Below are 1148 nucleotides of genomic sequence, written 5' to 3'. Positions count from 1 at the left end.
TGTACAGTCCGGGGACATGGTAGACAGGTGTTCGGGGACATGGTGAACACTTTTTAACATCCTTTACCCATGGTGATCGACTTTTTCTTCAGGTCGATCAGCCCCACTTTCGTGCTGTACCACCACACTTCATAGCAGCCGTCATCCTGCGTCTCCCTCAGCCCGACCCGTTCTCCCCTGAACGCCTTGCCTGCGCTCAGACTGACACCCTGTATGCTCAGCTTTCCGCTGACATCCACTTTCCTGACCTTCACCCCTTCATCGTATTCAGGTGGCGTTACGCTGCCGCTGTACTGCCGGGCAGACGGCTGATAACGCGAGGCCGGTACCGCCATATCCAGCGCCTCGTGCGGGCGTTCAAGGTTGTACACCGTGCGCCAGTGATCGAAAGCGCGCTGCAGCTCTCCGCTGTCCGCGAACCATTTTCCCTGCAGCACTTCCGCCTTCAGGCTGCGGTGAAAACGCTCCAGCTTGCCCTGCGTCTGCGGATGATAAGGCCGGGAGTGCCCCACCCGGATACCGTGGCGCATCAGCCACAGCTCCAGCGCCGTCCAGGTGCCGGTGGTGTCGCCCCACGGTGAGCCGTTGTCCATCGTCATCCTGTCCGGCAGGCCGTAGCGTTCAAACGCGCTGACCAGCTGCTGCTGCACGGTCTCGCGCCGTTCATCGGTACAGTGCGCCAGGCACAGGGAAAAACGGGAGTGGTCGTCCAGCAGGGTGAGCGGATGGCAGCGGCCACCGCCAAAGGGAAAGTGGCCCTTAAAATCCATCTGCCAGAGCCGGTTCGGCGCGTCATGTTCGAAGCGTCCCGTAGCCGGAACGCCCGGTGATGCGCCCGGCAGCAGACCGTGACGGGCCATCAGATTATGGACGGTGCTGAAGGCGGGCATACGGTGCCCCTGGTCTTCAAGCCAGCGCTTAATCTTGCGGGCGCCCCAGCGTTGATGACGGTCATGCGCCATGCGCAGCAGGGCCGTGATGTCGTCAGATGAGCGGTTCGGGGAATGATGAGGTGCGCGGGAGCGGTCCTGAAGACCGGAGGCACCTTCCTCAGCCCAGCGCTGAAGCCACTTGTAGCCGGTGGCAGGAGAAATGCCGAACTGACGGCAGAGGAAACGGATGTTCGCCCCGTCCTGCGAGGCGAACAG

Annotated in this window: 1 protein-coding gene; it reads right to left on the bottom strand. The window is 62.0% G+C overall.

The features are described 5' to 3' along the window. Positions 1 to 53 precede the first annotated feature (53 nt). Positions 54 to 1148: IS481 family transposase (locus tag IM271_RS20125; RefSeq protein WP_370532095.1), on the bottom strand; the 1095-nt coding region annotated here is incomplete at its 5' end.

Origin of the sequence: Enterobacter cloacae complex sp. I3 (assembly GCF_014896175.1) — a bacterium.
Classification (GTDB): Bacteria; Pseudomonadota; Gammaproteobacteria; order Enterobacterales; family Enterobacteriaceae; genus Enterobacter; species Enterobacter bugandensis.
This window is presented reverse-complemented; position numbering and strand designations above follow the sequence as displayed.